23 protein-coding genes and 2 tRNA genes are annotated in these 26,155 nt (G+C 23.5%); 6 read left to right on the top strand and 19 right to left on the bottom strand.

Features of this window, described 5'->3' with window-relative positions; all coding sequences use genetic code 4:
• On the top strand, positions 1–513 hold a 513-nt coding region (locus ACXX86_RS02575), incomplete at its 5' end, for a transposase (RefSeq protein ID WP_458561079.1).
• Positions 514–590: 77 nt separating this feature from the next.
• Here ACXX86_RS02575 and ACXX86_RS02570 read toward each other — a convergent pair.
• From ACXX86_RS02570 to ACXX86_RS02480, 19 genes are all read right to left on the bottom strand, one after another.
• Positions 591–1,790 (bottom strand): hypothetical protein, encoded by a 1,200-nt coding sequence (locus tag ACXX86_RS02570; RefSeq protein WP_458561078.1) that lies wholly within the window; start codon positions 1,788–1,790, stop codon positions 591–593.
• Positions 1,791–1,880: 90 nt separating this feature from the next.
• A complete protein-coding gene (locus ACXX86_RS02565; RefSeq protein WP_458561077.1) occupies positions 1,881–3,701 on the bottom strand; it encodes a M3 family oligoendopeptidase in 1,821 nt (606 codons plus the stop codon).
• Positions 3,688–5,418, bottom strand: coding sequence for a phosphoenolpyruvate--protein phosphotransferase (gene ptsP, locus ACXX86_RS02560; protein WP_458561076.1), 1,731 nt, complete (start codon positions 5,416–5,418; stop codon positions 3,688–3,690). Before ptsP ends, ACXX86_RS02565 begins: the two co-directional genes overlap by 14 nt.
• 118 nt (positions 5,419–5,536) lie before the next feature.
• Complete coding sequence (locus tag ACXX86_RS02555; RefSeq protein WP_436359152.1) at positions 5,537–5,800, bottom strand: HPr family phosphocarrier protein; 264 nt, start codon at positions 5,798–5,800, stop codon at positions 5,537–5,539.
• 64 nt (positions 5,801–5,864) lie between these two features.
• Positions 5,865–6,434: a ribonuclease HII gene (locus ACXX86_RS02550; RefSeq protein ID WP_458561080.1), complete on the bottom strand. Its 570-nt coding sequence runs from the start codon at positions 6,432–6,434 to the stop codon at positions 5,865–5,867.
• Positions 6,435–6,486: 52 nt separating this feature from the next.
• On the bottom strand, positions 6,487–7,038 hold the full coding sequence (locus ACXX86_RS02545) for an inorganic diphosphatase (RefSeq protein WP_458561075.1): 552 nt from the start codon (positions 7,036–7,038) through the stop codon (positions 6,487–6,489).
• A gap of 29 nt (positions 7,039–7,067) precedes the next feature.
• The gene (locus ACXX86_RS02540) at positions 7,068–7,772 is read right to left on the bottom strand and encodes a PQ-loop domain-containing transporter (protein WP_436359154.1); all 705 of its coding nucleotides are present in this window, start codon (positions 7,770–7,772) and stop codon (positions 7,068–7,070) included.
• Between the two features lie 2 nt (positions 7,773–7,774).
• Positions 7,775–9,172 (bottom strand): MSC_0618 family F1-like ATPase beta subunit, encoded by a 1,398-nt coding sequence (locus ACXX86_RS02535; protein WP_458561074.1) that lies wholly within the window; start codon positions 9,170–9,172, stop codon positions 7,775–7,777.
• 1 nt (position 9,173) lies between these two features.
• Positions 9,174–10,691 (bottom strand): MSC_0619 family F1-like ATPase alpha subunit, encoded by a 1,518-nt coding sequence (locus ACXX86_RS02530; RefSeq protein WP_458559407.1) that lies wholly within the window; start codon positions 10,689–10,691, stop codon positions 9,174–9,176.
• A gap of 1 nt (position 10,692) precedes the next feature.
• On the bottom strand, positions 10,693–13,041 hold the full coding sequence (locus tag ACXX86_RS02525) for a hypothetical protein (RefSeq protein ID WP_458559408.1): 2,349 nt from the start codon (positions 13,039–13,041) through the stop codon (positions 10,693–10,695).
• Entirely contained in the window at positions 13,025–13,555 is a 531-nt protein-coding gene (locus ACXX86_RS02520; protein WP_458559409.1) for a hypothetical protein, read from the bottom strand. Before ACXX86_RS02520 ends, ACXX86_RS02525 begins: the two co-directional genes overlap by 17 nt.
• Entirely contained in the window at positions 13,545–14,399 is an 855-nt protein-coding gene (locus tag ACXX86_RS02515) for an MSC_0622 family F1-like ATPase gamma subunit (protein ID WP_458559410.1), read from the bottom strand. The genes ACXX86_RS02520 and ACXX86_RS02515 overlap by 11 nt, the downstream gene beginning before the upstream one ends.
• A complete protein-coding gene (locus ACXX86_RS02510) occupies positions 14,389–14,910 on the bottom strand; it encodes an MSC_0623 family F1-like ATPase-associated protein (protein ID WP_458561073.1) in 522 nt (173 codons plus the stop codon). The genes ACXX86_RS02515 and ACXX86_RS02510 overlap by 11 nt, the downstream gene beginning before the upstream one ends.
• 1,394 nt (positions 14,911–16,304) lie before the next feature.
• Positions 16,305–17,558, bottom strand: a complete 1,254-nt coding sequence (gene glyA, locus ACXX86_RS02505) for a serine hydroxymethyltransferase (protein ID WP_436359162.1) — start codon at positions 17,556–17,558, stop codon at positions 16,305–16,307.
• Between the two features lie 126 nt (positions 17,559–17,684).
• Positions 17,685–17,879 carry a 50S ribosomal protein L32 gene (rpmF, locus tag ACXX86_RS02500; RefSeq protein WP_436359163.1) on the bottom strand — a complete coding sequence of 65 codons (195 nt, stop codon included), beginning with the start codon at positions 17,877–17,879 and terminating at the stop codon, positions 17,685–17,687.
• 86 nt (positions 17,880–17,965) lie between these two features.
• On the bottom strand, positions 17,966–18,391 hold the full coding sequence (locus ACXX86_RS02495) for a Dps family protein (protein WP_436359164.1): 426 nt from the start codon (positions 18,389–18,391) through the stop codon (positions 17,966–17,968).
• Position 18,392: 1 nt separating this feature from the next.
• Positions 18,393–19,166, bottom strand: coding sequence for a DeoR/GlpR family DNA-binding transcription regulator (locus tag ACXX86_RS02490; RefSeq protein WP_436359165.1), 774 nt, complete (start codon positions 19,164–19,166; stop codon positions 18,393–18,395).
• A 160-nt stretch (positions 19,167–19,326) separates the two neighbouring features.
• Positions 19,327–19,412 (bottom strand) — tRNA-Leu (locus ACXX86_RS02485).
• Between the two features lie 2 nt (positions 19,413–19,414).
• A tRNA-Ser gene (locus ACXX86_RS02480) sits at positions 19,415–19,505 on the bottom strand.
• A 334-nt stretch (positions 19,506–19,839) separates the two neighbouring features.
• Here ACXX86_RS02480 and ACXX86_RS02475 point away from each other — a divergent pair.
• The 5 genes from ACXX86_RS02475 (at position 19,840) to ACXX86_RS02455 (ending at position 26,036) form a co-directional block, all read left to right on the top strand.
• Positions 19,840–21,456 carry a hypothetical protein gene (locus ACXX86_RS02475; protein ID WP_458561072.1) on the top strand — a complete coding sequence of 539 codons (1,617 nt, stop codon included), beginning with the start codon at positions 19,840–19,842 and terminating at the stop codon, positions 21,454–21,456.
• A gap of 67 nt (positions 21,457–21,523) precedes the next feature.
• A complete protein-coding gene (gene ybeY / locus ACXX86_RS02470; protein WP_458561071.1) occupies positions 21,524–21,979 on the top strand; it encodes an rRNA maturation RNase YbeY in 456 nt (151 codons plus the stop codon).
• Positions 21,979–22,368, top strand: coding sequence for a cytidine deaminase (cdd, locus tag ACXX86_RS02465; protein WP_436359168.1), 390 nt, complete (start codon positions 21,979–21,981; stop codon positions 22,366–22,368). The genes ybeY and cdd overlap by 1 nt, the downstream gene beginning before the upstream one ends.
• Complete coding sequence (era, locus tag ACXX86_RS02460; protein WP_436359169.1) at positions 22,368–23,237, top strand: GTPase Era; 870 nt, start codon at positions 22,368–22,370, stop codon at positions 23,235–23,237. The genes cdd and era overlap by 1 nt, the downstream gene beginning before the upstream one ends.
• A 120-nt stretch (positions 23,238–23,357) precedes the next feature.
• A complete protein-coding gene (locus ACXX86_RS02455; RefSeq protein WP_436359171.1) occupies positions 23,358–26,036 on the top strand; it encodes an N-6 DNA methylase in 2,679 nt (892 codons plus the stop codon).
• The last annotated feature ends 119 nt before the right edge of the window (positions 26,037–26,155 follow it).

The raw sequence follows: 26,155 nt of genomic DNA, 5'->3' as shown, positions 1-26,155 counted from the left end.
AGAGATTTTCAAGGAAAAAACAACAATATTTTTGCAACAGATGTTTCTTATATAACTTCTCCTAAAGATGTATTCGATTCTAATCATGTATATTTTTCAGCAACAATTCATCATAAAACTAAAAAGATTGTTTCTTGAAATTTATCAAGAAATAATGATTTAAATTTGGTTATAGAACACAATAAAGATTTAAGCTTTAATGAAAAATGAATTATGCACACTGATCATGGAAGTGTTTATTCTTCTAATAAATTTGTAGAAATTATTGAAAAAAATAATGGAATAATTTCAATGTCAAGAGTTGGTAATTCATTAGATAATAGAGAAATTGAATATTTCTTTTCTAATATAAAGAGCGAATGTTTATCACACATTAAAATTAAAAATTTAACTTTTAATAATTTAAAAGAAATGATTAATAATTATATAAATTGATATAATGAAGAAAGACCACAATCAATTTTAAATTGAAAAACCCCAAATGAAATTTGAAATTCTTGAATTTCAAAATAAAAAAATTTTACCAGTGATATCACTGGTAAAATGTGTCCCAATAAATTGTCCCACTTTATAAACTTGAATTTTTTATTTTAGTTGATAAATACGTCTTCAATAATAGTGTTATTAGCATTTCTGAAAATTGTTAAAGGTTCTTCTTTATTATCTGTTGTTACTTTAACAAATTTAACAATTATATAGGATTTTCCTTTTTCTGGGATATCGTTAAATACAAATAAGAAACGATTTAAATTGTTTTCACTTGCTGTAACGCTTGAAGTGTATTCAACATAATTTTCTTGCTCACTACCTTCTTTTTTAACTAATTTAAATTTACCTGATGTTCTATCATATTCTCTAATGGTTAATTTATAAGTTGAACCATTTTCAATAGATGTAACATTAGAAGCGATTGTAAATGGTTTTTTAACTTGATCACTATTTTCAACTTCACTTGAAGCAACTCTTTGAGCACTAATTAAACGTGATGTAGTGGTTAATTGCTTAATTAAACTTTCTGATTCAAAAGATAATTTAGTCGCTTTTGATTTATCACTTTCGTTTTGTTCACTAACTAATAAATCTGAAATTAAATAAGTTTTTTGACCTTGTAATTTATCAAATTCAAAAGTTAAAGGTTTTGAAGTATCTGAATAAAATTGTGATTTAGTTTCTATTTCTTTTGTTTGTTTATAACCTGTAGAACCTAATGAAATTTCACTTAATACAACTCAAACTTTCTTATCTTTTATTTGTTCAGGTTTACTAAAAGTTAATGATACTTGTGTAGATGTAGCTGTTTTATTTGGTGTTAAAATAAAGTCACCACTTGAAATATCTGGAGTTTTGGTTGTTGTGAATGCATAGAGTTTATTTTCATTTTCTGTGCTTAATTCTACTTGTTGAAATTCACTATATGAATTTTCTCCAGTTTTAGTAGCTCTTGAAAATTTAAATAAATAATTGGTTTCTGGTTCTAAGTTTTTTAATGTAACTATTGCTTTATTTTTATAACCTTCTACTACTCTAAAATCTTCGTTAGCTAAAGTACTGAAATCTGCATCTGCTTCTTTTTTGTATTCAAATTTATACTTATATTTAGATTCATCAAAATTTAAATCTGTATTTTTTGATTCAAAGTTAAATTCTGCTGAAGTAGAAAATAAATTAGTTTGACTTACATATAAAAAGTTTTTTTCTTCTTTTTTGTCTGAACAAGAAATCAAAGTAATAACTGAAGCAGAAACTGTGCTTAGTGCTAAAATAGGCTTTAATAATTTATGTTTTTTCATTTTATCCTTTACAATCTTTATAATTACTAAATTTTTGTTAAATTAATATATGTTTAATTATATAATAAAAATGCAAAAAAACCTTAATTTTTATGATACTTTAAAGATTTTTTTACCTAATTTTATGTATTCTTCAATATTTTTGCTTAAAATTTGAAAACTATTAATGTATAAATCATCATTTTTTAGATTGATTCCAGCTTCTTGTAGAATTATAGATGGTTTATCTTTTCCACCTGCTGATAAGAAATTATGAATATAATTTTCTAATGATTTTGGTCCATTAATTTTGTAATCATTAAAGAAATAATTTGCAACTAAAAAACCAATTGCATATTTATAAACATAGAAATCTAAATAAAAATGAGGAACAATTGTTGCAAAAATTAAACTTTTTTCATTTTTAAAACCAGAAGCAAAATATTCTTTATATGTGTTAGAATAAATTTTTGCTAAATCATCAAATGTAGAAATTTCTTGATTTTTGTCTATTGCATTATAAACGTGATACTCATAATTTGATCAAAAGGTTTGTTTAACAACAGTGGAAATAAAATCTTGAATATTTTTTCTTAATATTTGTAACTTGGCTAAATCATTTTTAGCATTTTCTTTTAAATAGTCACTAACTACTAATTCATTAAATATTGATGCAATTTCAGCTAATAAAATAGGATATTCTGCATTGTTTTGATCTTGATTTTTATTGGAGTAATATGTGTGCATTGAATGTCCCATTTCATGAGCAAGAGTTAAAACAGACTCTAAAGTGTAATCTCAATTCATTGAGATAAATATCTTATCTAAACCATAAGCATTACTAATTGAATATGCACCAGAAGTTTTTCCATCACAATTCATATAATCAATTCATCTTTCATTAAAAGCTTTTTGAGAAACATCGTTATATTCTTGTCCCATTATGCTTAAAGATTTTTTATAAATTTCTTGTGCTTCTTCTACTGAATATATTTCTTTTTTATCAACTAAATCAACAAATGAGTCGTAATATTCTTTCTTTTGATTGAATTTAGCTTTGAAAAATAAAGAATCATATTTTTGAAATTTCTTTAATAATGGTTTTAATTTTTTAACATTATTAAAGAGAGTTTGAAGCATATTTTCTTCAATATAATCTTCACTTATAAAGGATTCTACGGAAGAATTGTATTTTCTTTTAAGAGCAAAAGTAGAAATTCTTGAAAAATGCTGGATTAAAAGTTTTGCATAAGTGTTTTTATTTTTAAAATAAGAATTAAGATAACTATTAAAAGTAGTTTTTCTTAAATTTCTGTCTTTGTTTTTCATTAACAAAGAATAATTACTGTGAGTAATTTTAATTTTTTTGTTTTTTGAAGTTATTCCATAACCTAAATCAGTTTCAACATCACTTAAAACTTGAAAAATTTCAGAAAAATCAGGATTTGCTTTATTAATATCTAAAAGAAAATTTTCGATTTCATCGCTTAATTTGTGTTTTTGGAAATCTAAAATTTGTGTTAACTCATATTTAAATGATTTTAGTCTTTCATCCTTTATTCATTCTTTGACTTTGTCAATATTTTTGTATAAACGGTTTATTTCAGAGCCATTTTGTTTATTAAATTCATCTAGATCATTTTCAAATTTTACTTGAATTTTACTTATGATTGGGTCCACAGAGTTTATAGATAGTTTATTAGATAAATAGTTAATTATTTTGTTTAATTTTAGCTCATTTTTATTTTCTAGTTCTTTAAAATAAATAAAAGATTCAATATTTTCATATTTTGAATCTTTATATTTTAATTCTTCATTTTTACTTATTCAATATTCTTGAATAATATCTTCGATTTTTTTATTTTCAAGAAGACTTTCTAAATCGAAACGATATTTTTCTGGAATATCAGAATATTTTTTATATGATTTCATTTTCTTTTTTAAATGTTTCAAGTAATAATCTTACTTCTTCTTCTGTATCACATTTAATTGCTTGATGTGATAAAGTATGAGCTTTTTTATAATCTATTTTAGAAATTAATTTTTTTGCTTCTAATAAACTTGTTGCTGACATTGAAAATTCATCAAGACCCATTCCTAATAATAAAGGAATTGCGTTTAAATCTCCAGCCATTTCTCCACACATCCCTGCTCATTTACCAGCTTTGTGTGCTCCGTCAATTGTCATTTTAATTAATTTTAAAATTGAAGGATTTAATGGTTGGTATAAGTAAGAAACTTTTTCATTCATTCTATCGGCAGCCATGGTGTATTGCATTAAATCATTTGTTCCTATTGAAACAAAATCTGCATATTTACAAAATTGTTCACTTAAAACTGCTGCTGCTGGTATTTCCACCATCATTCCTACTTCTATTTTGTCAGATACTTTATGACCTTCTGCTTTAACTTGTTCCAACACTTTTAAGTAGATTTCTTTTGCTTGTTTGAATTCATCAACTGTTGCAATCATAGGGAACATAATTGCTAAATTTCCGTAATAAGAAGCTCTGATTAAAGCTCTTAATTGTGTTATAAAAGTTTCTTGTTTATCAAGAGAAAGTCTAATCGCTCTGTAACCTAAAAATGGATTCATTTCTTCAGGGAATTTAAAGTATTTTAAAGTTTTATCCCCACCAATGTCAAGAGTTCTTACAACCACTTGTTTTCCTTGCATTTTTTCTAAAACTGCTTTGTAAGAGTTAAATTGTTCTTCTTCAGAAGGTCAGTTTTCTGCATCCATATATAGAAATTCACTTCTAAATAATCCGATAGCATCGGAGTTATATTTCAATGCTCCTTCTGTATCTTGAACTGAACCAATATTAGTTGCTAGAGTAACTTCTCTACCATCTTTTGATAAAGATTTTTTAGTTAAAAAGTTTTCTAATTCCTTTTTATTTTCCATAAATTTTTTAAATTCTAATTCGAATTCTTTTATTTCTTCTAATGATGGGTTTATAATAACAACACCTTTTTCACCATTCATTGCTACAACATCTTTATTTTTTACTATTTCTGTAATATTTCCTAAACCTAAAATTGCCGGAATTTCTAGACTTCTAGCCATAATTGCAGAGTGAGAGGTTCTACCACCAATATTAGTTAAAAATCCTTTTACAAATTTCTTATTTAATTGTGCAGTATCTGATGGTGTTAAATCTTCTGCTACAATAATAGTTTCTTCGTTGATTGCTGATAAATCAACAATTTCAATACCTAAAATATTTTTAATAATTCTTGTAGCAACATCTTTAATGTCTGCTGCTCTTTCTTTCATATATGGATCATCGAAATTTGAAAACATTTCAATAAATTTTTTAGTTACATTTTCTGTCGCAAAAGCTGCATTCAATTTTTCATTTTTAATTAAGTTTTGCACTTCATCCATAATTGCTGGATCATTTGCTACTTGTATATGAGCATCAAAAACAGCAACTTCTTCTTCGTTTAGTGTTTTAGATGCTTTTTCTTTAATTGATTCTATTTGTTTTATAGTTTTATTTATTGCTATATTAAAAAGATTTAATTCTGCTTCAACATTTTCAATTTTTGAATTTGTTAATTCAATTTTTTGCTCTTCAATTTTGAATATTTTTGCAATTGAAATACCATTTGAAGCTCCTATCCCTGTAATTTTTTTAGACATATTTCCCCCTTGTTTTTAATCTTTTGTAGTAATAAAATTATATAATTTTTTTATGAAAATAAAAAACAAATTAGTCTATTTTTAACTAATTTGTTAATTATAATTACAAAAACAATTTTTAGATTAAATTATTTTCGACCATTGTAGTTTTTAAAGCTTCCATAGCTTCTTTTTCATCTTCACCTTCTGCTTCAATTGAAATTTCTTGTCCTTGTTTAATAGCTAAAGACATAATATTCATAATTGATTTAGCGTTTGCAGAAGCTGCAGATGTAATGATTTTAATATCTGATTTGAATTTTGAAGAAACAGAAACAATTTTTGAAGCTGGTCTTGCGTGTAATCCAATTGGATCAGATATAACAACAGTTATTTTTTCCATAATACCTTTCTAAAATATTATTTATTTTTTGTCTATATTTAAATTTTAACACAACAAAATGAAATTATTTAAAAATTTTTATTTTGTTGTGCATACTTTTGATAGGTTCAAAACTTTTTCGATGAATTGAACAAAAACCAAATTTTTTTAATGCTTCTTTGTGTTCTTTTGTTAAATAACCTGAATTTTGACTAAAATTATATACTGGAAAATCTTTGGAAATTTCTTTCATAAAGGAATCTCGCGTATATTTAGCAATTAAAGAAGCAGCAGCAATTGATAACGATTTAGAATCACCTTTGGTAATATTTTCTTGATTGATATTAGAATCAATTTTAACAAAATCAGTTAAAACTAAATCAATTTTTGTGTTAAATTTTTCAATTGACTTTTTCATTGCTTCTTTTGTTGCGTTTAAAATGTTAATTTCATCTATTGTTTGAGAGTCTATAAAAATTGTGTGATATTCTAATGAATTTTCTATAATTAAGTCTACAAGTTCTTTATGTTTGTTTTTAGGAATTTTTTTAGAATCAGTTATTTGATTGCTATCAAATTCAGTTTTTAAAATAACACAGGTTGCAACAACTGGTCCTGCTACACAACCACGACCAACTTCATCGCAACCTGCAATTATTTTTACTTTATTATTTAAAAAACTATCATCAAAGTTTTTTAATGTGCTTTTATTTGTATTTTTCAGGATGTTTTTCTTTCATTAATTTAATAAATTCTTCTTTTGGTAAATGAGAATATTCATTCATTAATTCAACACATTCATTGTATTCTTGAATAGCATATTCAATTCCTTCAAAACCATTTACAGAAGTAATTCCTGATCTTTTTCAATTTTTGTATGTGCTAAAAAATAATTCTACTTCTCTTAATCATCATTTTGGTAAATCTTCTAATTTTTGAATGTGATCTAAACGGTAATCATCTTCATGAACAGCTATTAATTTTGTATCTGTTTCACCATCATCAATCATTTTCATAGCTCCAATTATTCTTGCATTTAATACAGAACCACTAAAAAATGATTCATCTGAATAAACTAATACGTCTAATTCATCTCCGTCTCAATCTAGCGCTTCTCTTAAAGAACCATAATTAGCTGGATATCTAAAACCATCTCTTAAAATTCTATCTACTATAATTTGATTGGTTTTTCTATCATATTCATATTTTATATTTGATCCTTTTGGGATTTCTATATTTACTTGTACTATCTTTTTCATAATAAAAAATTTTATCATTTTTTCTCAATTTAGTTTGAAATATGTTCATTTTTGCTATGTTTTTTATTTTTTATTAAAATCATCAAAATCACTAATGAATTAGTAATAATTGCAAAACTGGATCAAATTAATAGTTGAATCATTTCTGTAATACTTATAGCAATGCCACCGTCTAAATTATAAATTGTAATCAATCCAGCAATTAATCAATAGGTAAATCATAAAATTTCCACAGTTAAAACAAGTGATTTATAAAATAATGATAACCCTTTCATTTTTTTGAAAAATAATCCTTTAATTAATTGTGGCAATGATGCAAATGAAATGCAAAAACTTGCAGCATTTATTAAAATTGAATTTACTATATTGTTATTGAATGAGATTATTTTAAGACTACTTAAAATAGTTAAAATAATTACTAAAATATAGGAAAACGACAGAAAAATGGCAATATAAATGTAATTTAGTTTTTTGGAATATTTGTAAAATAATACAATCAGTAAACTTAATAAACTTAAATCTACAAATGAAGCTATGAAAATGAAAATAGAAATTTCATTTTTAAAAATTGAATAAAAAATTCAAAAAATATAACTTAATCACAATACTCAAAAAGTTGTAAAACTCACTACACCAACGTGTTTAGTTTTAAAAGTTTTATAAAGTTGTGGAACAGTTGAAAAAGGCGTAATAATAATAGCTAATATTCCTACTATTATTTGAGTTAAAATCATATTTAGTTTAACCTTTCTAATTTTAAATCAATTTCTTCTGTTGAATTAATGTATAAAAACTCTTTTGGATGGATATTTAAATAAGTTCCTGAAACAATTTTTTCTACTGAACTAATAGTTTTTTCAATAGAGATAAATTCTCCTTTTTCTTTTGTAAAATTACTTGCTGTTCTTAATTTTTGACTAAAAAAATTAATTAATTGCATAGCTTTTCTTGCTATTATTCAGTTTTCATTATCCAGTTGCTCTAAACCTAAAATAAGGATAATATCTTTTAATTCTTCATATTTTTGAAGAATTTTTTTAGTTTCTGTAAGTGCATCAAAATGTCTTTTTCCAATATTTTCAATTGTTAATAAACTTGAATTAGATTTTAGTGGATCAAAAGCTGGAAAGATACCATTAGATGCTATTTCTCTTGATAAAACTAAAACAGAATCTAAATGACTAAAAACAGCAATGGAACCTGGATCATTTATATCATCCATAGGTAAAAAAACTGTTTGAAAAGAAGTTATTCCACCATTTTCATTTTCATTAAGTCTTTCTTCAATATAAGAAACTTCGGAATTTAGTGTTGGTTGATAACCTACAGCTGACGGTTTTTTTCCAAGTGAAGAAGATAACTCATTACCTGCTTGAATAAATCTATAAATATTATCAATAAAAAGTAAAACATCTTCTTTTTCAACATCTCTTAAATATTCAGCTGCAGTTATTCCCATAGGAACTATTTTATTTCTTGAACCAGCTGTTTCATTCATTTGTGAAATGAAAATTATAGATTTTTCCAGTAAATTAGATTCTTTTAATTCATCTAGTAATTCTTGACCTTCTCTTGTTCTTTCACCAGAACCTATAAAAATAGAAGTCAATTTATTATTAAGTTTTTGTGAAGATAAGTTAAAGATTAATTCTTTCATTAAAACTGTTTTCCCTACTCCAGCTCCTCCTAAAATTCCAAGTTTAGTTCCTTTGAAAATAGGAATAAAAAAATCAATACATTTTACTCCTGTTTCTAAAAATAACTTGTTTTTAGTTTCAAATTTAACTTTTGTAATTGTTGAATCCAAATCTATCATTTTGAATTTTGATTTAGGTTGATTTAAAGACTCTCCTTTAATATTAAAAATGTTTCCTTTAGTTTTTAAACCTACAGGAACTTGGAGTTTTTTATCTTGCAATATAACTTCTTGATTAATAAATAACTTAGTTGGATTGTGAATGATAATTGCTCTAACAACAGAATTGGAAATTATTTTTTCAACAAGTAAAATATTTTCTTCTTTTAAATCACTAATTATTTTTCCAATTTCTAGATTATTATTTGAAAAATCGTTTTCAATATCAAATTGAATTTCTACTGCATCTGTTAAAATTTTTGAAATTTTTCCATTCATTTTATTCACCTAAATACTCTTTCATTTCATTTTCATTTATTTTTTTAAAATTTATTTCTTGACTAATTTTCTTTGTTATTCCTTTATAATTGTAAAAATCATTAATTGCATTAATTATAAAATTTTTAAAATGAAATTCATCTACAAATTCTGAACAAATGAGTTTATTATAAATTTTATTAGCTCATTTGTTTTTTTGTAAAAAACTGAAAATAAATTCAAATAAGTCTTGATTGTCTTCATTAGCATCTAAAATGTTTCAAATTACTAGTTTTGAAAATAAAATAATTTCCCCTGTGTTTAGATAATTATTAAAACCTTTTTGAGTTAATATTTTTTCAATATTTTTACCTTGATTTAAAGTTTTAGTAAAGGTATCTGAAAGATTAAATTTAATATCATTAAGATTGTGATTTTTTATATAGTTATTATAGACTTTAGTCAACTCTTTTGATAATTCAGAAACTTGTTTATTTTGAACTGAACTTCCTGTTCTAGAAACAGAAATTGGATAATTTATAGCCGGAATAATTCCTGAATTAAATAGTTCACTACTTATTACAATTTGCCCATCGGTAATTGAAATTATATTGGAAGATATAAAAGAAGTAATATCGCCAGAATTTGTTTCCACAATAGGAAAAACAGTTATAGAACCTTCATCTTTAAAATTTCCACCTCTTTCTAATAATTTAGAATGAGTAAAAAAGACATCTCCAGGAAATGCTTCTCTACCTGCTGGTTTATTCAATAATAAAGAAATTTCCCTATAAATATTTGCGTGCTTAGTTAAATCATCTAATATTAAAATAACATCAAAATTATTTTTAGATAAATTTTCAGCATGAGCCATTGCAACATATGGTAATAAAAATTGATCATAAGAATTATCTGATTCAGCGTGTATAATGATACTTTTATCTAAGCAACCATTATTTTTTAAAATTTCATAAATTTCTGAAATAGAACTATTTTTTTGTCCAATGGAAGCATAAATAAATCTTATGTTATTATCAGAGCAATTGTTGATAATGGAAGAGAGAGTTAAATGGGTTTTTCCCGTTTTTCGATCACCAACAATTAGTTGTCTTTGACCTCTTCCTATTGGAGTAAATAAATCAATTCCAAAATATCCTGTAAATAAAGGTTGATTTATTTTTTTTCTTTCATTAATTCCTCTTGCAGTTTTAAAAATTTCAGATTTTCCAAAAGAAATAATATTGTTATTTTCTTTATAATTTTTATTTAAAATTTCACCTTTTATATTAATTATTTTTCCAAAAAAACCACTATTTGTTTCTATTTTGTCAAATAAAATAGGTTCTATTTCTTTATTTAACTCAATTTTAGTGTTAGGATTAGAAATAATTAAATCAGCTCTATCTTGACTTGCAGAAAGTAAAAAACCATAAAGATCTTTATTGATTTTAAAAAATTGATTTTGTTCGTAATTAAAATCACCTTCAACTTTAATTAAAAAGTTATTTATCGATTTTACAATTGGATTATTTTTTTTCATTTTACCTCATCAATTCTAATAATATATAAATCACAAAAACAAGAGTTGAACTACCTAAAACACCAGAAGAAAGTAGTAAAGTTAATTTTTGTTTTATTTTTTTATTTCTTTTAAAAATTAAAAATAAAATAGTCATTAAACTTGCAAGAGAAACAATAGAACCTACAGTTACTATAGATCATAAAATACCGAGTTCTACAGAGTTTTTAACCTTTTTAATTTCTAAAGGATTTAAATTTTTAATAAAATTTGCTGCATTATCTGCAAGGATTTTTTTAGTTTGATCATCAATTTGTTCAACTATATTTTTAATTTTTTCGTCAAAAATTGGATCAGGTTCTTTTTTAAGAATATCTTTAATTTCGTTTTTTTGTAATTCAAGTTTGTCTAAAATAGATTTTGCAATTTCAGAGTCAATTTTATTATTATTTTCCAGAATATTTTTTATTTTTTCTGCTTTGCCATCAATAGCAGCTCCTATAGCTGTATCTAAAAGATTTTTATTGTTTTCAAATAACTCTTTGTAATCATTTTTTAAAATTTCTTCTATTTTTTCTGTTTTTTCTTGTTTAGTTAAGTTTGAAAAATCAGGATTATTTTCAACTTCTTCTATAACATTAGAAATATTATTTTTTATATTATTTTCAGAAAAAAGAAATGCAGAAGCAAATAATGCTGCTTTTTGCTCTTCTGTTAAATTATGTAAATCTTCTTTATTTAAAAAATTATTAAAAACATCAACATTTTCTTTAAACATATTATTATAAATGTTATCTTTGTCTTCTTGAGTAAATTCAGGATTATCAGGGTTAATATGTTTTTCTTCCTTTTTAAATCCGGTTACTTCTGTAAAATAATTTTTTGTTTCTTCTCCATTGCTTATTTGAACTTCTGCAATCCCTATTGTTCCATCACTATCAGCTTTTTTTACTATTTTTTTAATTTTGTAATCAAAACCTTTAGTATCACCTGAAACATAAGCAATTTGTTCTAAAGGACTATAGAATCTTGCGTTAGAAGCTGTTATTTCTTTTCCTTTATCTGTTAAATTTAAAGGTAATTCATCAGCTAAATTAATATCTTGAACTTTATTTAATAAAATATTTTCATAAAGGAATTTCCCTTTTTTTTGGAATAAATAATGCTGATTTGGAGCAATAATTTCAAAAGAATTAGTATCAATTTTACTTGTTAATGTAAAATTGATTAAAACATCTTTTCTTTCTGATTCCAAAATATGTTTTTCTATTGAATTTATTTCAAAATTAAATTTATCATTTGGATCAAAACTATAAAAATCACTAGCGGTTATTTCATCGAAATTTTTATTTTTTGATGTATCTTTTAAGTATATTCTTTTTTGTTCAATTAAATTATTGTAATAGTTATTTAATAATAAATTTTCATATTCAAAAAATGAGTATTTAAATTCGAAATGTTCATCAAAAAATAGAAAAACGTTATTTAAATTAATTTTTGCTCTTATGTCAATAGTTCTACCGTTATTTGATTGTGTAATTTCAGGATCTTTTACAATAAATTCATCAGTATATTTAAATTCTGGATTAGGCTTTTCAATATAAATATCATTTTTCTTTAAATTGAATGCACTTTTTTCAAGAGCTTCTGGTTTAATTTTTATTATTCCTAATTTATTTTCATTTCTAGCTTGCATTAAGATATTTCTATCTCTATAAATATGTTCTCTTAGCTTTTCTTGAATATTATATGCAATAAAATCTGTACCATTGAAATTTCTAACTTGATTTTCTAAATTAAAGATAATACTATTAATTTTAGTTTTTTCAACATCAGTTATTTCTTTATCATCTAAGTTGAAATCGTAACCATAAATAGGGAAATTACCGGGATTAGTTAATCAATTGGAATCACTAATATAAACATTATTTATTCTATTTAAAAAAGAAGATAAAATGTTTAATCTTTCATCTTTTGAGAGAGTATTGATGATTTTGGATTCTTCGTTTGAAATGGAATTTCTAGACAGATAAGTTTCTTGTTTTAGAAAATCAAAGTCATTATTAATATAACTTTTAAGAGAATTTTCGATAATAGAAAAATTATTATTAAGAATTTGGTAATATCTATTTTTTTCATATTCCGCTTTAGTTGGAAAAGAATTTTTTAATTCTTGTAAGCTTTGAGTATATAATTTAGCAATTTTATTTTTTAAAGTAGAAAGGATATGATCAACTTGTTCTGTTTTGTAATTATCTATTTCATCAATTTCATTGTTGCTTAATAAAGAAATTGATGAAAATACAGGAATTATGGGCAAAGTTGATATTAATAATCTTCTAAAAAATTTAAATTTATTTCGTTTTTTCATCTTTAAAATATATCTTCGATCCTTTCATTATTTTTAAAATTTCATATTCTTCAACAACCTTATATTTTGTTAGAATATCATTAATATCCATACCTACTTTACTTTGTCTAAAAACCTTTTTATACTTTTTTTTAGCTTGTTTATATTTAATTTTAATTTCTTTTAATTTAATTTTATCATTTTTAATAGAAAAAAGTTGCTTAATATAATTAAAAACTATTACTTCTAAAGTTTTGGAATTTTTATCATTTTTAATTATTGTTTTATCTACTAAAAATAGCTTAATAATATTTTCTTTATTTCTAATTTTTATAATTGCATTATCTAAAGAACAAAAAACATTTTCTTTAAATGAAAAATAGTTTTTTTCTTTTGGAATATAAATGTTAATATTGCTTTCAGAAAACATTTCTATAATTTTATTACTTTTAATAATATTTACATTAAAAAAAGACTTCTTTTTTTTAAAAATAAGATTTTTTGATCATAAACTGGTTAAAACTTTACTCTTCATAATTTTCCTTTGGTAATTGTGATAATAACACAATTTCTTCCGTTAAGTTCTGTCTTTTTAATTCCCTTGTTTTAATTTTGATATTTTCTATATTTTTTTCAATTTCTTTTAATATTCTTGTTTCGTGAATTAATTGTTGTTTTAACTTAAAAAAAGATGATTCATAAATTAAAGCAGGAACAATAGAGTTTAAATAAATTAAAAAAAGATTTTTAATAAAATTGAAAATATCAGGAAAAATTAAATGTTCATTTGTAAAAGAAATTTGCTGGAAATTAGTTGAATTATTTAAATCAAAATTAAATTTATCAATAGGTAAAATTGTGATGGAATTATCTTTAATTCTATTGGAATTTAAAACAAAAATTACTTCTGAGACAATTTTATTTCCATAAATTTCAGAAATAATTTTTTCCAGTTCATAAATTTGTTGTTCATTTGTATTTTCAGTTTGAAAAATAGGAATAATTTTATTTTTGTTTGCAAAATTTATAGCTTCAATACCAATTGTAATTAAAAAATCCTTCTTAAAGTTAAACTTTTTTAATAGTTCATCATTTATGTTGTTATAGTTTAGATAATTTAATTCTATTTTTTCAGAAACATAAATTCAAAGTTTGGAATTATTTTTTTCTTTATTAGATTTTTTAAAGAAAAAAGAGTTTAATTTATATCTATTTTCAATTGAAAAAAGAATGTTTTTTACATTAATTGAAGAAAAAACTTTTTCTTCAAAACCTTTATTAATATTAGAAATTTTTAAAATTGTGTTTAATCTACTAATTTTAGTTGTTGCATGAAGATTTTCAAAAACTTTAAGTGAATTTGAGTTGTTAGATTTCATTTTTTACTCTTTTAATTTGTTTTTCATTGTAAAATAATTCAAAGTTTTCATTTTTGTTAAAATAAATAATAATTCCATCAATTAAAACTAACTTTTTTTCTTTTTGAATTACATCAATAACATATTCAGTAAAAATGTTCTGAATATTTTTAAAAATTTCATTGTTTGAAAAATCTAATTTTTCTTGTAAAAAAATGTTATCTTTTTTTATTGTTGGGAAAATAAATTTATCGTTTTTCATTCATATAATTGAAAAAAGACCAAAATCAATTTCTTTTTTTTCAAAAAAACTTTTTTCATAAATTTTAAAAAAAGAATCAAAGTTTTCAATTTCTTCTTTTGAATTTAAAAGCAGTTTTATATTGTTTAAAATGTCTTTTAAATGCACTGTTTGATTATCATTTATAAATTTATTGTAATTTTCTAAAATTCAAAAATAATCGTTATTTTTCTTTAGTTCACTACGGATTTTTTTAAATTCTCTTTCTTCTTTTTTTAAAAAATTAAACATTTTTAACTCCTTTTTTTGTTGATTTTAAAATTAATAAATTGTAAAAAGATAACAACAAAATATTAAATAGTATATAAAAAATTATAATAGAATAAAATAAAACTTCAATATTTAAAAACTCATTAATTAAATAAAATAAATTGTTATTTTTTAAATAAAAGACAATTGTAATTATTAAAGTAAAAAAGTTAACAAATAATCTAACAAATAACCTTTTAAATAAATCTCACTTTCTATGCTTTAAACAAAATAAAACTAAGATTAAAAAGTTAGAAATACCATTTATAAAAAGATTTATATCAGTAATTTGAATTCCAGAAACATTTTTAGATGAATTAAAATCAAAAAGAATTCTTATTAAATAAAATAACATTCATAAAAGAAATATTGAGCATAAAGTAAAAATTTTTATTATTTGATCTGTTTTAAAAATGTTTTTAAAATTTAAGACTAAAAAATAGTAAATTAAAATTATTACAATACTAAAACCTAAATAAATATAATTTCACGCTTTGAAATGGAAATGAGTAGCAAACTGAATGAAAAATAAAAGCAAGGTTAAAAACATTGAAATTATTGAAATTCATAAAAATAGCTTATTAAAATCTTTATTTTTTGCTTTTATTTCCCAAAAATTGAAAAAACTATAAACAAAAGGAAAAAGAGTTATACATAAACCAATAATTAATAAAGTTTTTAAAACAAAATCTGATATTTTTCAATCATTTATTAAAAAGTGGAAAAAAGGATAATTTGCGATATTACTTATTCCAGTTTTTTCTACATATAGAGAAAAGTTAATATAAAAAATTAAAAAAGCAAAATAATAAATAAATTTACTTACGTAAGAATAAATAGTTCATTTATATTTAAGTTTTAGTTTTACATCATTTTTTTTAAAAATAAAGTAGTTGTAAAAATTGTAAGCACAATTTAAAACTATTACATATAAAAGTAAATAAACTGCTAAATTTAAATTAAAGGTAAACTTCTCTTTACTGAAAGTATCAACATTAATGTATAAAAATAAAGATAAACCAAAAAATGCAATAGAAGTTAGAAGAAACAAAGAAGCAAATATAAAATAATACTTAATTTTTCACAAATGTAATTGTACACCAGTGTAAATTTTAAATAAGTATAAATAAGATACAAAACTAAAAAATCAATAAGTCACTGAAAACAGAACTTTGCTTTCTAAATTGATATGACTATAATTATTGAGTTTTATAAAATTATTAAAAAATACATAGTTTATTGTAAAATAAATTGAATATAATATCAAGACAAAAATTTTAAAAAATAAAATAATTTTGCTTTGTTTTTTGAATAAAATTTCTTTTCAATCTATTTTAAATGAGTTAAAAATTAAATAATTTTTCTTTGGTTTCATTTTAGTTTCAATAAGATTTTTTTATAGGAAAATCTTTAGTTAATTTTATTACTTCTTGTTTTAATGCTTCTAACTCTTTTTGGTTTTCACTATTTAACAAAGCTTTATTTATAATATTGGCTAATTGCTTAAATTCTTTTTCTTTAAAACCTCTAGAAGTCATTGCAGCAGTTCCTAGTCTAACTCCTGAAGTTACAAAAGGAGATTCATCATCATTTGGAATTGTGTTTTTATTAACGGTAATATTGATTTTTTGCAAAATAGAAGAAGCTGATTTACCTGTTGTTTTATAAGATTTTTTAACATTTATAGTAAATAAGTGATTATCAGTTCCGCCAGAAATTATTTCTACTCCATTTTTTTGAAATTCTTCCGAAAAAGCCCTTGAATTCTTTATAATCTGTTTGCAATAGTCTTTAAAAAAAGGTTGTAGTGCTTCATTAAAAGCAACCGCTTTTCCTGCGATGCTATGAAATAAAGGACCACCTTGATAACCGGGAAAAACTCATCTATCGATTTTTTTAGCAATTTCTTCATTATTTGTCATTATGATACCACCACGAGCACCTCTTAATGTTTTGTGAGTTGTCGAAGTAATTATGTCTGCATATTCTACAGGTGATGGATGTAAATCTGAAGCAATAAGTCCAGCTATATGTGCAATGTCAGCCATTAAGTAAGCACCTACTTCATCTGCAATTTTTCTAAATTTAGAAAAGTCTATTGTTCTTGAATATGCTGAATAACCGCATATAATTAAATTGGGTTTAACTTCTTTTGCTACTTTTAAAATTTGCTCATAATCTAACAAACCATTAGAATCAACATCATAAGAAAATGATTGATAAAATTTTCCAGAAAAATTGATATTATATCCATGTGTCAAGTGACCACCAGAGCTTAGTGACATTCCTAAAACCTTTCCGCCAGGTTCTACAAGTGAAGCAATAGCTGCTGCATTTGCTGTTGAACCAGAATAAGGTTGAACGTTAGCGAATTTTACTTTGAATAATTTCTTGAGTCTTTCAATAGCTAAATTTTCTACTTCATCCACATTTTCACAACCATCATAATATCTTTTTCCTGGATATCCTTCACCATATTTATTAGTTAAAATGCTTCCTGTTGCTTTTAATACATCTTCTGAAACGTAATTTTCAGAAGCTATTAATTCAATATGTTCTTCTTGTCTTTGAAGTTCTTTATTTATTGCGTTAGCAATTTCTTTATCTTTTAACTCTATATTTTTATACATTTTTAACCTCATTTAATTTTACTATTATAATTTTACTTCAAATAGAAAAAAATCAAAGCCTAAAGCCTTGATTTTTGAATTAAAATATATTAGTTTTTATATGTTATTAATAAATTTGATTAATAATTATTTGTCGTTTAAAGCTGTAAAACCTTGAACTTTTTGTCCTTTATAAAAACCACAAAATCTACATACTCTATGTTGTTGGATACCATTTGAACAGTTTGTACATTTAATTAAGTTTTGTACAACTAAAGCATCATGAGTTCTTCTTTTATGTTTACGTTGTTTAGAAGTTTTTCTCTTTGGAACTATAGCCATTTTTCCCCCTCTGTATATCTAAGATAATTTTATTATAGATTTATATTTTATAATTTTACATTAAAAAGAAAAAAAATAAAGAATATTTATTTAATTTCTTTTAACATTGCTGAAAATTGTCATAATCATTTATCAAATGATAATAAAATTTCATCAAAAATTGGTTGAACTCTTGCACTTCATTCGAAACTTTCACTTTCTTTTAATAAAGTTTCTAAATCAAAAACAAGAAGTTGTAAAGCTGTTTTATAGTCAAATTCTTTTGTTGATTCTTCTTTGATAAATGAAAGTTCTAAAATTTCTTTAAAACTCCCGATTGCTTGTGATTTTTTCATCACTACTTTTTCTGCAATTTCATCAATGAATTCTAAAACTTCAGCTTTTAATTTATCTGTTTCTTCGTGAATTTCAAAAAATTCAATCCCTTTAATATTTCAATGTATATTGTTAGCTTTTTGATAAAAAACTTGTAAGCTTGCTTGTATTTCTTTTAATTTTTTAAGCTCTTGCATTTTAATATTCATCCTTAGTTCTAATTAAATTCAATCCTTCAAATTCTTTTTCTTTTTTATAGTTTGTAACTACTAAAACTAATTTGTCAGATGGTGTAAAATCATAGAATGTTCCAAATCCAAATTTTTCTTCAGTTGCTAAGACAACAACAAGTTCAGAATGTTGAGCTACGAAGTTTTTCATTTTCCCATCACCTATTTCTGTTGTTGTTAGTTTTCCATTTTCGTCAATACCACTAACACCTAAAAATGCTATTTGGAATTTAAAATTTTCAATAGCTGATAAATCATGAGAATTTGTTGAAAGACTTTTATGTTTTATTTTTCCACCTACTACATAAATATTTTTGAATCCCATTTCAACAGCTTTCATAGCATTATGGACAGAATTTGTAAAAATATTAACATCAGTATCTAAATATTCAAGTAAATAATAACAAGTAGAACCTGCATCTAAATAAATGTTTAAGTAATCTTTTGCTAAAACAGCAGCTGTTCTAGCAATGCTTCTTTTTGCTTCTACATTTACTTTAATTTCGTCAATAACAATTTTATCTAAATAATTTCTTTTTTCGTTATAAACAATTTCACCAAAAGGTCTTTTAACATAACCTTCTTCTTCAAGTTTAAGAAGGTATCTTCTTGCAGTACTTTTTGTTAATTGGAATTTTTGTTCAATTTCAATAGGTTTTAAAATCTTTTTAGTTCTTATGTATTCGTTTATTTCCTTTTGTTTTGCAAAAGACATAATTTTTTTATTTTTTGAATCTTCCACATTACTCCTTTCTGATTTTATCATTAAACTTATTATAGATAAAAACAAACAAATTATACCATTTTAAAGTATTTTTCAATATATTTAATTCAAAAATTTTCATTTTTTTGAAAAAGTAAAAGAAAATCCGCAAAAGCGGATTTTAATGGTCTTTTTGATATGGTGCTCAAGACGGGACTTGAACCCGAACGCGATTTCTCGCACTAGAACCTCAATCTAGCGTGTCTACCATTTCACCACCTGAGCAATGGCGGAATAGACAGGATTTGAACCTGCGCGAGAGTTGCCTCTCCTAATACGTTTCCAACGTATCCCCTTCAGCCTCTTGGGTACTATTCCATATACATTATAATTATATAAAAAATTCTTTTTTTTAATACAAAATATACTTAAATTTTCTTATTTATTTAATTTTTTAAACTCAAAAACTTCAAAAAAAGCGTAAAAAACTCAGTTTTTGCCTTTTTTAAGATAAATTATCTCTATTTTTGTAACTTAAGAGTTATAATTCAAATATATTTATTTAAATTCTTTTTAATTAAATTGTAAGTAAGTTACTAACTGCTATATATATATATATATATATAGAAAAGCACTCTTTATTTTCTTAAGTATTTCTATATATTATGCAAATTAATAATTTAATTTAAATAAATTAGAAAAAAGGAGAAAAATGAGTAAAAAAATTAAAAAGGTATTTCCAAAATTGGCGTTAGCCAGTCCATTATTACCAATAACTATGGTAATTTCATGTAATGATACAACTGATACCAAACATAATGAACCTAAAAATCCAGGATCAGGAACAACACAAACAGAACCAGTTAAAGAAAAACCAAACCCTGTGATAACACCTATTGCAGAACTACCAGGAAATAATGATGATAAAAATAAAAGTGAAAATCCACCAAAAAATAATGTTAAAGTTTCCGACCCTGAGAAAATAAATGATAAAAACAAATCTGAAAATCCAAGTAATTCACAACCAAAAGACGATAATAAAACACAAACTGTTCAAAAAGAAGATAAAACCACTTCTGATTCAAAAGATAACGACAAAGCACCTGAAAATGGTTCTGTTGATCAAAAAAATGAAAATCCAGAACTAAATAGCAATTCAGACAAAACTAAAGATGATTCACAAAACCCAGATACTGCAACAACAAATCCAAAAGTTCAAACACAAGATTCTGAAGTTGTTTTTGACAGAAAATTTCAAGTCTTACACGTTTCAAAAGAAGAAGAAAAACAAATTCTTGACGACCAATTTAATAAAATCGATAAAACTAAAGATAACAACAGCACAGTAGAAGGACAAGATAATTCAACTAGCGAACCTGTAGAACCAAAAAAACCACAAATTCCTTTAACTAAGGAACAAAAAGAAATTCTAAATGAACAATATTTAAAACAAGATTTAAGTAACACATCAACTACAATAGGTAATGTTGAACCTGTAGTTTTTGACAGAAAATTTAAAAAATTAGACGTTACTAAAGAGAAAGAAAAAGAAATTGTTGATGAGCAAATTAAGAACATTGATAAAACAAAAGATAACAATAGTGTAGTTGAAGGACAAGATAATAACAATAATAATAGTGAATCAGAAAAACCTAAAACACCACAAATTCCTTTAACTTCTGAACAAAAACAACAACTTAGTGATCAACTAAAAAATCAAGATCCAAAAAATACTTGAACAACTATTGGCGATGATAGCTCACAAAGTTTTAATAGAAAATTTACAAAATTAGATGTTACTAAAAAAGAAGAAAAACAAATTCTTGATGATCAACTAAATAAAATTGATAAAACTAAAGATAACAACAGTACAGTAGAAGGACAAGACAATTCAACTAGCGAACCTTCAGAACCAAAAAAACCACAAGTAGAGTTAACAGCAGATCAAAAACAAAAACTTCACGATCAATTAGAAAATCAAGATCCTGATAATACTTGAACTACAATTGGAGATGAAATACCAAAACAATTTGACAGAAAATTCAATGTTATTTCAGTTTCTAAAGAACAAGAAGATAAAGAATTAAAAGAGCAAGCTGCTAAATCACAAGATAGTGAAATCGATATTGTTGATGATTCTGAACCAAAAGATACTCCTGTTGAAGAACCTAAAGCAAACAAAGATAAGCAACAAGAACAACCAAAAGTTGAACTTAAAAAATCAAATGATTATAAAGTTATTGAATTAACAAAAGCACAAGAAGATGAGCAATTAAGCAAACAACAACAAAATGCAGAAGAAAACGAAATCGAAATAGATTTAGACTAAAAATAGATATTCTCAAATTTTAGAGAATATTTTTTTAATATTATAAAAAAATATTATAATTTTAAATATGATAAAGGAAAATAAATTGAATTTTTCAAATAACACAAACTATCAATTTCGTTACTTGAAAGAATTTAAAGAGATTTTAAATCTTGCACATCAAGAATTTAAAGCTAGAAAAAAAATTGTTGTTGATTTTTTACTCACGGATAATGAACAAATTAAAATAATTTCCAAAGAATATAGAAAAAAAGATAAAGTTACAGATATTCTTTCTTTTGGAACTAATTGAAGTGATTTTGATTTTTTAGATTTTTTACCACTTGGAGAAATAATTATTTCTTATCAAAAAGTTAAAGAACAAGCTAAAGAATATGGTCACACACTAAAAAGAGAATATTGCTATCTTTTTGCTCATGGTTTAGCTCATTTATTTGGATTTGATCATCTAACAAAAGAAGATGAAGATAAAATGAATTATCACGTTGATAAAATAATGAAGAAAATGGAGATTAGTAGATAATGTACATAAAATTAAAAAAACTTTTAGATAACTCTTATTCACCTTATTCAAATTTTGCAGTTGCTGCAATTTTAAAAAATAAAGACGGAAAAGAATGAAATGGTGTTAATGTAGAAAATGCTGCATATCCTTCTGGAATGTGTGCAGAAAGAAGCGCTCTTTTTGGAGCTATTTCTTACGGATTTAAACCAAGAGAAATTACCGAAATTCATATAATATCAAGGAAAAATGAATTCATCTCTCCTTGTGCAGGTTGTAGGCAAGTTATGAGTGAATTAATGCCACTTGATGGTAAAATATTTCAATATTCTAATGATGGTACTTGCAGAGTAAATACTGTTCTTGAAATGGTTCCTTTCCCTATTTTAAGTGAGGATATTAAAGTTTAATGAAAGTGTGTTTTGTTGCAATTATAGGTAGACCAAATGTTGGAAAATCATCTTTACTTAATGCTATCTTACAATATGATTTATCAATAGTAAGTGCAAAACCACAAACCACAAGAGATCAAATAAACGGAATTTATAATGAAGAAGGATATCAAATTGTTTTTATTGATACTCCTGGTATTCATAAAAGCAAGCAAAAATTAGGTGATTCATTAAACAATAGTTCTTATGAATCTTTAAAAAACGCAGACTTAATTTTATTTTTACAACCTGCTGATCAAGAAATTGGAACAGGTGATTTTATGATTTTAGAAAAAATCAAAAATTTTAAAAATAAAATTGCTCTTATTACAAAAGTGGATCTTGTTTCTGATAAAGAAACGCTCAAAAGAAAAGCAGAACAACTTAAATCAAAAGGATTTTCCCTTGTATTAGGTACATCCATCACTTATGAACAAACAATTCAAGAATTAATTAATGAAATTAAAAAGTATAGCTATGAATCTGAACCTTTTTATCCAGTTGAAGATATAACAGATAAAAGTATGCGTTTTCTTGCTAAAGAAATTGTTCGTAAAAACGCTATTAATCTTTTAGAAGATGAAGTGCCTCATAACATTGCTGTTATAGTTAATGATTTTATTGAAAAAGAACATTCAATGCAAATAGATGTAACAATATATGTTTCAAGAGATTCACAAAAAGGAATTGTTATTGGTAAAAACGGAGCAATGATTAAACAAATAGGAATAAATTCAAGAAAAGAACTTGAAGAACTTTTTAATAGTAAAATTTTTCTCTCTACCAATGTGAAAGTAAGTAAAAATTGAGTAAATAACGAAAAAGTAATTAAAAAAATGGGATATTAATTAATAATTAATCTAATTTTATAATTAGATTTTTTATTTTTATAACTATAAATAAAAAAACGAATTTTAAAATATAATTATAATAGTAGAAACTTATTTTAAAATTCAAAGGAGTATAAAATGGAACAAAAACAAAATAAAATCAAAGCAGTATCTTTTTGAACAACTCAAATTGATTATTTCATAAAAAATTGAAATATTTTTAGAAAATTAACAGCAACTGATTTTTACAAATTCAAACATCTAACCTTATATTTTGCTTTTTACAAATATCTTTCAAGAAAACAAGAAGTTTTTATGAAACAAAATTTAAAGATAGATGAAAATGCATTCAAGTATTTTGATTATTCTTATTTTAAATATAAATCATTATTCAGAAAAACTAAATATTTTAACTCTTTTGAAGAAATTAAAAACATTTACAAAACAGTTCAAAATGAACTTGGTTACTTCATTTTTAACGATAATTTATTTAGTACTTTATATAAAGAATATATGGCAAGTCATAGTTCAAATATTACTTTTGAAAAAATACTTGAGAGATTTGAACTCTTTCATAATCATATTAAAAAAAATGATAAATATACCTATTTATTTAGTGATATATTTTATATTTCTAAAAATGAAATTGAAAAAAACTGAAAAAATAAAAAAGATTTAAAAATGCTAATAGAAGAAGCAATATCTGTTGTTGAACTAATAAATATTGATTATCAAAACGATCATTTTATTTTTAAAGAGATATTTGAATTTTTAATTAGTGAATTTTCTGAAGAAAATAAAAATGCAAATGAAGGTTTTTATACACCTAATGATGCTTCAATTATAGTTTCAAAAATAGTTTTAGAAGATGTTAAAAATAAAGATGAACTTAAGATTTATGATCCAACAGCCGGAACTTCTTCTTTAATGTTAAATGTAGGTAAAACCTTTGAAAAATATAAAAATGAATCAGATTTAGTTCAATATAATGCAATTGAAATTGATAGTTGAAATTACAACATAAGTAGAATGAATTTTATAATTAATAATGTTGATTTTAAAAATTGAAAAATCAAAAATGCTGATTCATTTACCAGTTATTCACCAAATGATTTATATAAAACAAATAATCCTAAAGCAGATGTAGTATTATCACATATTCCTAATTCTAAAAGTTGAAATTCAGAAATATCTAAAAATTTCAACCCTTATTTTAAAGAATATGGTACACCACCTAAAACCAAAGCAGATTGAGCTTTTATTTTACAAGGTTTATACAATTTAGATGATGAAGGAATTATGGTTATTTTAGCACCAGAATCAATCTTAACAAGTGCTTCAGTAGAAAAAGAGATTAGAAAAAAACTTGTGCTTGAAAATCATTTAGACTCAATTATTTATTTACAAAATAAATTATTTTCTGGAACCTCCAACACTGATGTTTTATTAATCTTTAAAAAGAATAAAATAAATAAAGATATTTTTATGATTAATGCAACTAATTTATTTGTAAAATTAAACAATGATATTTGCAAATTAAGTCCTGATAACATTGAGAATATTTTAAATACTTATAAAGATAAAAAAGAAATCAAAGGATTTTCAAAACAGGTTTCTATCCAAGAAATTACCTCTAATAATTTTGATCTTCAAATTTCTAAATACATAACAAAAGAAGATGTTAACTCTTCCAATCAAGAATTTAATAAAATTCATAATTTACTAACAGTAGAAGACTTTAGACCTGTACAAAAATATTTTGATGAAATTAGTGGTTTACAAGATCAAATAGCAATTAAAGTAAATAATTCAGGTTATAAAATAGTTAATGCTGAAAAAATAACATTATTAGTTTTAGAGTCCAAAATAATTAAAAAAATAGAAACTAAAATGGAAAAAGTTAGAGAAAAAATCGTTGACTACTTTATTCCTTTTTTCACTGAAATCGATGAATTTCCAGAAAATTGAGAAGAAATTATTAAAAGTGAAATAGATAGATTTGCTAACGCTTCAATTAAAAACATTCCTTTTTTAGATAAGGAAAAATTAATGTTTGAATTACAAAAAGCAGTAGATGAATTTATTATTCCTGAAATATCTGTATTTAAAGAAAAAAGAAAAATGAATTTTGATAGATTAATGGATAGTTATATAAGAAAATTTTCAGAAGGAGAAAAAGAATCAGATCTTATTAATTTCTTATTAGTTATTTCTGTAGAAGCAGATGAAAATGCTGAAGATTTAATTCATATGAAAGAACTAAGAGACAAAATAGAAGAGCGAATGAATTCATTACTCTTAGAAATTTCTACTTATCCAGAATGTCAAACTTTATTTAAATCAAGTAAAATTAAAACAAGTGATTTAGAAAGAATTAAAAAACTTTTAAATCCTGCAAGCACTCAAACTGAAACAGAAAAAGAAATTAAATTCAAAATAGCTGAAGTTTATGATTATTTAAATTATCTAAGAAGACTTGACAACAATATTAGTTCTTTAGAAGAAACAATATTTCAAACTACTCTTGATTCTTTAAATGAAATTAAAAACTATCAAGAATTAATAAATTATCTTGCTTTTCAATGAGCTAATTATTTAACTGATTTAACAGTAAAAACAGAAAGTTATTTAACTCATGCAATAATTGAAGACTTAGAATTATTTGTTTCTAATAACAATGACAAATCTTTAAATTTTTTAGATAAAGATTATAAATGAGTCTTACCTAACTTAATACAAACAATGAAATTTCTCTCAACTATGCATGTACAAAAAGAAAAACTGGAATTTATTACAAAAATATTAAATAAACAATAAAAGGAGAAAAATGTCAAATAATACAAAAAATAATTTAGTCCCTTCTTTGAGATTCAAAGAATTTACTCACGCTTGAGAACAGGACATTATTCAAAATTTATTAAAATTTGAAAGACCTG

Source organism: Mycoplasma sp. CB776, assembly GCF_054343395.1.
This window is presented reverse-complemented; position numbering and strand designations above follow the sequence as displayed.